Here is a 7,771-nt window from a genome sequence, read left to right as displayed (position 1 = left end):
GGCGAGGTAGACCCAGCCCTGGCCGCCGTGGGCGATGGGGCCGAGGATGCGGTACTGGTTCTGGAGCAGCGGTCCGTCGCGGGTGAGTTCGGGGCGGTAGGAGTAGGGGGCGCCGCACCGGCTGGTCCCCCTGCTCGTACGGGTACGGACGCTCGGCTTCCGGGTGCTCGTCGTCGTCCGGGAGAGCGGGGGCGCCGGGGTGACCGAGGTCGCGCGGCACCTGCTGCTGCCCGCCCTCGACGACCGGGCCGCCCTGCTGATCCGCCGCGCCGAGGACATCGAGCGGGAATGGGCCGCGCTGAACGGCCTGGTGGAATCGGCCTCCATGGCCCCCCTGCCGCGCACCGACGCGGCCCGCCACCGCCGCCGACTGGCCGAACTGCGCACCGTCGAGGACCCGCACCGGCGGCTCGCCGATCTGCGCGCCCTGCTGCGCGAACTGCGGGCGGACCTGGAACGGCACGACCGGCACACCGGGACGGAGCTGCCCGCACCGCGCGGCGAGCGGGGCCGGGCGGAGCAGCGATGAGGATCCCCTGCCCGCACCGCCGCTTCACCGGAGGCCCGTGCGACGGCGCCGTGCAGAGCACCGGCCACTGCGACACCTGCGGGCGCGCCGAGGACGGGCCGGGACTCCCGCCGCTGCCCGCCGACCCCGCCGCGTGCGGCCCCGGGAACCTGCTGGAACTGCCCCGGCTCCGGCCGAACACCCCAGACCGGCGGCTGAGCGCCGCCGTCACCCGGGCCCGCATCCGGATGAGCTGCTCGGCCAAGTCCTGCGCCACCTACTTCATCCCGCCGTACACCGCCGCCCCGCCGCCCGACGAGGGCCACTGCCCCCGGTGCGGCGCCCCCTACTCCTACCGCCCCGAACTCACCCGCGACGGACCGCTGCTCCAGAACCAGTACCGCATCCTCGGCCCCATCGCCCACGGCGGCCAGGGCTGGGTCTACCTCGCCCGCGACACCCACCTCGAAGACCTCGTCGCAGTGAAGGGCCTGCTCAACCGGTACGCGGAACGGGGCGCCGCACAGGCCGGCGAGGAACGCCGCAGCCTGGTCGCCATCCGGCACGAACGCATCGTCCAGATCCGGGACTTCGTCAGCACCAGCAACGAGGACGGCACCGTCTCCGGCGGCTACATCGTGATGCAGGACGTCGGCGACCGCACCCTCTCCGCGGTCGTCGAGGCGACCCGGCAGGGCACCTTCGTCCTCGACGTCGAACACGTCCTCACCTACGGCTGCCAGATCCTCGAAGCCCTCGCCCACCTGCACGGCATGGGATTCCTGTACGGGGACATGAAGCCGTCCAACGTCGTCCACCAGCACGACGGCGTCAAGGTCATCGACCTCGGCGGGGTGCGGGCGATCGGCTCCACCGAACCGCCGCCCGTCATCACCCCCCGCTACGCCGCGCCCGAGATGGTCAGCGGCAGTCCGCTGACCGTCGCCCACGACATCCACACCGTCGGCGCGACCCTGGCCGAGCTGGCCGGCTGGGCCGTCGGCGACGACGTGCCCGGCCTCGGCACCAGTTCGTTCCGGCTGGTGGTGGAGCGGGCCACCGACCCGGACCCGGAGCGCCGGTTCGCCGACGCCGACGAGATGGCGGGCCAACTGCGCGGAGTGCTGCGGGAGATCAGGGCGCTGCGCGGGAAACGCGACCGGACCGAACCGTCCGCCCACTTCACCCCGTCCAACGGACTGCTCGGCGCGCGGCTGGGCACCGTGCCCGACTACGCGCACTGGCTGGCCCGCACCCCGCACCGCCGCGACGAGATCCGCGAGGCGCCCGCCCTGGACTCCGGGCTGCCCACCCCCGCCGAGATCGCCCGGCGGCTGCCGGTGCCCCGGCCCTACCCCGGGGACCCGGAGGCCGCCCGGTTCCTGGTGAGCAGCTACGACCCCGGACGATTACTGGCCCAGCCCGCCACGGGGGAGCGGTCTGTGGAGATCTGCCTGCACAACGTCCGCCTGCTCCTCGCCCGGGAGGGCGGCGAGGCCCTGGCCGCCGCCCGCGAGCAGGTGGCGGCGGCGGACGCCATCCCGGGCCCCGGCCCGGTGCGGCAGTGGCGGCTCAGCTGGCACCGGGGGCTCGTCGCCCTGCGCGGCGCCCAGGACTCCGACGACCGGCGGCGGCTGCTGGCACAGGCCCTGGAGCACTTCACCGCCGTGCACCGCGCCCTGCCCGGCGAGTACGCCACGAAACTGGCCCTCGCCTACGTCGCGGAGCAGCTCGGCCCCGACCATCCGCCCGGCCCGGCCCCCTCGGCGTACGAACTCCTCCGGGCCGTGCACGCCCGCAACCCCTCCCACGTCGGGGCGGCGCTCGGCCTGGCCCGGCTGGCCCTGGCCCGCGGCGACCGGGCCGCGGCGACGGCCGTCCTGGACCTGGTGCCCGACGAGTCGCGGGACCACACCGTCGCCCGGATCGCCGCCCTGCGCATCCGGGCGGCCCGGCTCTCCGCCGGGGAGCACCCGCTGCCCGGGGTGCGGCGGATCGACGCCGTGATCGACGCCGTCCCCCTGCGCGGGGATCGCACCGGACCGCAGCCGCCGTCCGTGGTGACGGGCGACGAGTCGGCCCGGCTGCTGCGCACCGAGCTGTACGAGTGGAAGCTCGACGCGGTCCGGGCCGCCGCCGGCGGCAGCCGGCCCGACGGGCGCTGGTGGCGGCGGGGCCTGCCCCCGGTGCCGGTGCCCGGCGAGCGGGCCGTCCGGGAGGACCTGGCCCGGTGCTACCGCTGGATGGCCCGGCAGTGCAGACAGGGCGCCGACCACGACAAGCTCATCGACCTCTCGCACGCCGTCCGCCCGCAGGGCCGTTTCTGGCTCTCGCCCGGGCACCGTACCGCCAGGGGGAGTTGAGATGGTCCGCAGCGCAACGCCGACCGGACTCGGGGTCGAGCTGTCCGTCCGGGTCGCGGAGAAGCACCGGCCGGACCAGGACGCCCGGATCGACGCCCACGTGCGGGTCACGGCGGTCGCCACCGGCCCGCGCGACCGCGTCCCCGCCGTCGACATCGCCCTGGTCCTCGCGGTGGACGTCGCGCCCCGGCGCCGCGACGCGGCCGTCGCCGCACTGGCCGCCGTCATGGGCGCCCTGCCCGACGGGATCTCGTACACCGTGCTGGGCGGCGGCGACTCCCGGTGCTACCCGCTGAGCGGCCGGTGGGCCCTGGCCGGTCCCGCCGACCGCCGCCGCGCCGCCTTCAGCGTCGGACGGATCGCCGCCGCGGACGGGCCGCCGACCGGATACGCGCACCGGCTCGCCACCGCGCGCGAACTGTTCGCCGAACGCGCCCTGCCCGTACGCCACCTGATCCTCGTCACCGACGGCGGCGACCGTGCCGACGGGGACGACACCGCCCGCCCGGACAGCGCGCTGAGCCTCGAACTCGCCCGCTGCGAGGACGTGTTCACCGCCGACGTCATCGCCCCCGGCGCCGACTGGGACCCCGCCCCGCTGCTCGCCGTCGCGGAAGGACTGCACGGCACCGCCACCGGCTCGCCCGACGACTTCGCCCCCGCCGTCGCCGAGGCCCTGGACCGGCTGCGCCGGGTCCGCAGCCCCGAACTGCCCATCGAGGTGACCGTCCGCCCGGTGGTGCGCGACGTGACCCTGACCGAGACCGCCCCCCACCAGCAACGGCTGGCACCGGTTCCGGTTCGGGTGCCGGGCGGGGGCCGGTCGCGTCGGCTGGAGTTCCGCACCCACCGCTGGGAACCGGAGTCCCGCGACTACCTCCTGGGCCTGCGGGCCGACGCGAGCGGCGACCCGCTGGACGTGCCCCTCCAGCTGGCCGCCGTCTCCGTCGGTGGCGTCACCGAACCGGTCGTGGTCCGCTGGCTGCCGTCCGGGGACGCGGCCGCCACCGCGAGCCCGCCCGGCGTCGCGGACCGGACCGTCCACACCATGAACGTCTCCACCCAGATGCGCACCGCCCTCCACCACGGCTACGCCGCCCTCGACCTGGAACGCCGCGAGCGGGCCGAGGCACAGCTCGGGCTCGCGGTCCGGCTCGCCACCGAGATCGCCGCCGACTGGGTCCTGGACGAGGTCCGCCGGGTCGCCCGCATCGTGGACGGCCCGCAGGGGCAGGTGCGGATCGGGCCGACCGTCGACCCCGGAACCGTCCGGCAGGGACTGCTCAGCATCGCCTCCGGACACCCCGTGCGCCTGCCCGGGACCCCGGACGGACCGGCGGGCCGCTGCCCGCACTGCGACCATCCGGCCGGGGCCTCGGCCCTGTTCTGCATCGCCTGCGGGAGGCTGATGTGAGCATCCGGACGGTCGTGCGGAACCGGGCAGGAGCGAGGAACCGGACCGGGGTGTGGAGCCGGACCGGAGCGAGGAACCGGACCGGGGTGGGGAGCCGGGCAGGAGCGAGGAGCCGGAACGCCGCCGGGGCCCGGGCCGGGGCGGGAGCCCGGACCACGCCCCCGGGCAGCGCCCCCTACCGCTCCCGGACCCGCCGCCTGCTGGAACGGCACCGTGCCGCGCTGCTGCTGGTCGCCCTGGTCTCGATGGGCGCCCTGCTCCTCCCGTACCGCCAGGTGCAGTCCGCCGCGGGCGAGATGCGCACCCGCGGCGCCCCCGCCGTGCAGGGCGTGGCCGCCACCCAGCTCGCCCTGCTGCGCGCCCACGAGGAGGCCAAGGGCTCCGTGACGGACCGCATCGCCGACGTGGTCGGCGCCGGGGCCCGCTACGAGACCCAACTGGCCGCCGCCGACCAGGGCCTGACCCGGCTCGCCGACGTACAGATCGACGGGGAACGGGGCCGCGGGGCGTTGGAGACCGTGAACGGCGTGCTCACCTCCTACAGCGCCTCCATCACCCCGGCCGTGACGAAGTACGTGTCGGACGACCCGATGCGGGAGGAGAAGTTCGCCGAGGCCGACACCCTCCTCACCCGGAAGGACACCGGGGTGGTGCCGCGACTGGACGTCCTCCAGGGACACCAGATGGAACGCGTCGACCGGCTCAGCTCGGCCGGTCCCCTCCAGCGGGTCGGCTGGGCGGTGGCCGAGACCGGACTGCTGGCCATGGCCCTGATCACCCTCTCCGCGCTGTGGGTGCTGCGCACCCGCTGCGGACACAGCCTCGACCTCTGCCTCCTGGTCTCGCTGGCCGCCACGGTCTTCCTGGCCGTGGTCCCGCTGACCGCGACCGTCGTCACCCTGGACCGGCTGGACACCGCCCGCGACGGGCTGGCCCGGATCGAACGGCGGGCCCACGACCACACCGACCTGGCCCGGTCCCAGAAGGCCGACACCGACGAGTCGGCCCGGGTGCGCGCCGACCTGGCCCGGTCCCAGCAGGCCGTCACCGACGAGTCGGCCCTGGTGCGCGCCGGGCTGGCCGCCCGGGACTGGCAGAGCGGCACCTACTACGGGGCGCTCGCCGGCGGCGTGACGATCCTGCTGCTGCCCGTCATCGGCCTCGGCCGGCACCTCAACACCGACTACCGGAGACCCGGATGACCGGCCGCCCGCGACACCGACCGCCGGGGACCGGGACGACCGGCCGCCTCCGCGCCGTCCTGTTCGTCCTGTGCCTGGCGCTGACCGCGGCGGGCTGCGGGCTCGCCGTGCCCGGCGGCGACGACGGCCGGCCGAAGGTGACGATCCTCGGCCCGTGGACCGGCGAACAGGAGAAACAGTTCAAGGGAGTCCTGGACACCCTCGGCACCCCGTACACCTACCAGGGCACCGCCGCCACCCGGGAGGTCCTGCTCGCCGGGGTGCAGGCGGGCGACCCGCCCGACATCGCGATCCTGCCGGGCATCGGGGACCTCGTCGAGTACGCGGCGGAGAACCGGCTGAAACCGGTGGGCCGCCCGGCCGGTGCCCCGGCGTACGGCAGGCCCTGGCAGCCCGAGGCCGAGGGCATGGACGCGGACCTCTGGGTACCGCTCAAGGCCGACCTCAAGAGCATCGTCTGGTACCGCACGGACCGCCCGCCGCCCTCCGCCCCGGCACCGCTGGGCTCCTGGTGCATCGGCATGGGCGACGACGGGGCGTCCGGCTGGCCCGGCAGCGACTGGATCGAGGACCTGATCCTGCAGACGGCGGGCCCGGTGCTGTACGGGCGCTGGGCGACCGGCGACCTGAGCTGGACGGCCGAGCCGGTGGTCAGGGCCTGGCGCCTGTGGGCCGGACTGCTGGCCCAGGACCCGGGGACCGCCCGGGACGCCCTGAAGGAGGACCACCGGGGCGTGCCCGGCGGGAACGGCCTGCTCTTCCAGGGCGACTGCGCCCTGGAGCACCAGGGCTCCTTCGCCCGCTCCTTCTACGGGGACCACCGCGACCGGGCCTCCTTCACGGACTCCGCCCGGCTGCTGCCCGGGGGACCGAGGGCGAAGGGCCGCGAGGTCTCCGCCGACTTCGCCGCGCTCTTCGGCGACTCCGCACAGGCCCGCGACCTGCTCGCCCGGCTCACCTCCCGCCGGGCCCAGGAGGAATGGGGCCGCAGGGCCGGGGTGTTCTCGCCGAACCCCGACGTGCCCGCCCGGAGCGGTACGGTCGAGAAGCGGATCAGCGACCGCCTCGCCGACCACCTGCTGCCGCTCTGCCTGGACGCCTCCGACGTGATGCCCGCCGCCGTCCGGGACGCGTTCTACGAGGCGGTGCTGCTCACCATGGCCCACCCCCGCGGGTCGGTGGAGGCGCGGCTGAACGACGTGCAGCGGGTCCAGGCGGCCCAGCCCCGTCGCGTTTTGAGGCTGACGGGGGTGTGCAGCAGACCGCGGTGAGACTTTGTCGGACCCGCACAAAGACTTACCCGTACTGGCTGGTACTTCGCCTGCACGCGGCTCTGCTTATGTCAGGCTCCACCAGTAAACGGGTCAGGAGACTGTACGGAGTCAACGGCAGGATTTGCTTGTCCGGCTCCGTAGGGTCGGTGCATGACCGTTGTGGACGAAATCCCGGGCGAGCCGACCGACACCCGTGGCCGGGTGGCCGAGCTGCTGGCGCTGCGCGAGCAGGCCCGTCGTGGACCGAGTGACCGGGCGACCGAGGCGCAGCACGCCAAGGGGAAGCTGACGGCGCGTGAGCGGATCGGTCTGCTGCTGGATGCGGGTTCGTTCCGTGAGGTCGAGCAGTTGCGCCGGCACCGGGCGACGGGTTTCGGTCTGGAGGAGAAGAAGCCCTACACCGACGGTGTGGTCACCGGCTGGGGGACGGTGGAGGGGCGCACGGTCTTCGTGTACGCGCACGACTTCCGGATCTTCGGCGGTGCGCTGGGCGAGGCGCACGCCACGAAGATCCACAAGATCATGGACATGGCGATCGCGGCGGGTGCGCCGCTGGTGTCGCTGAACGACGGTGCCGGTGCCCGTATCCAGGAGGGCGTCTCGGCGCTGGCCGGCTACGGCGGGATCTTCCAGCGCAACACGAGGGCCTCGGGCGTGATCCCGCAGATCAGCGTGATGCTCGGCCCCTGCGCGGGCGGCGCCGCCTACAGCCCCGCGCTGACGGACTTCGTGTTCATGGTCCGTGAGACCTCGCAGATGTTCATCACCGGCCCGGACGTCGTCAAGGCGGTCACGGGCGAGGAGATCACCCAGAACGGCCTGGGCGGCGCCGACGTCCACGCCGAGACCTCCGGCGTCGCACACTTCGCGTACGACGACGAGGAGACCTGCATCGCCGAGGTCCGCTACCTCATCGGCATGCTCCCCTCCAACAACCGCGAGAACCCGCCCACCGTCCCCAGCGACGACCCCGCCGACCGACGAGGCGACACCCTCCTCGACCTGGTCCC

General features: G+C 74.9%; 6 protein-coding genes. All 6 read left to right on the top strand.

Annotation, left to right across the window (positions count from 1 at the left end):
* The first annotated feature begins 163 nt into the window (after window positions 1-163).
* Window positions 164-529, top strand: a complete 366-nt coding sequence (locus tag EAO76_RS45100; RefSeq protein ID WP_187439021.1) for a hypothetical protein — start codon at window positions 164-166, stop codon at window positions 527-529.
* Entirely contained in the window at window positions 526-2,871 is a 2,346-nt protein-coding gene (locus EAO76_RS41590; protein ID WP_148841428.1) for a serine/threonine protein kinase, read from the top strand. Before EAO76_RS45100 ends, EAO76_RS41590 begins: the two co-directional genes overlap by 4 nt.
* Window position 2,872: 1 nt before the next feature.
* Entirely contained in the window at window positions 2,873-4,285 is a 1,413-nt protein-coding gene (locus EAO76_RS41585; protein ID WP_148841427.1) for a hypothetical protein, read from the top strand.
* An 86-nt stretch (window positions 4,286-4,371) separates the two neighbouring features.
* Window positions 4,372-5,487 (top strand): hypothetical protein, encoded by a 1,116-nt coding sequence (locus EAO76_RS41580; protein WP_262376202.1) that lies wholly within the window; start codon window positions 4,372-4,374, stop codon window positions 5,485-5,487.
* Entirely contained in the window at window positions 5,484-6,758 is a 1,275-nt protein-coding gene (locus tag EAO76_RS41575; protein ID WP_148841426.1) for a carbohydrate ABC transporter substrate-binding protein, read from the top strand. The genes EAO76_RS41580 and EAO76_RS41575 overlap by 4 nt, the downstream gene beginning before the upstream one ends.
* Before the next feature lie 153 nt (window positions 6,759-6,911).
* On the top strand, window positions 6,912-7,771 hold an 860-nt coding region (locus EAO76_RS41570), incomplete at its 3' end, for an acyl-CoA carboxylase subunit beta (protein ID WP_316248411.1).

Source organism: Streptomyces sp. sk2.1 (genome assembly GCF_008120935.1).
Taxonomy (GTDB): Bacteria; Actinomycetota; Actinomycetes; order Streptomycetales; family Streptomycetaceae; genus Streptomyces.
Note: the sequence above shows the minus strand (reverse complement) of the source record. Positions and strands in the feature narration are given on the sequence as shown.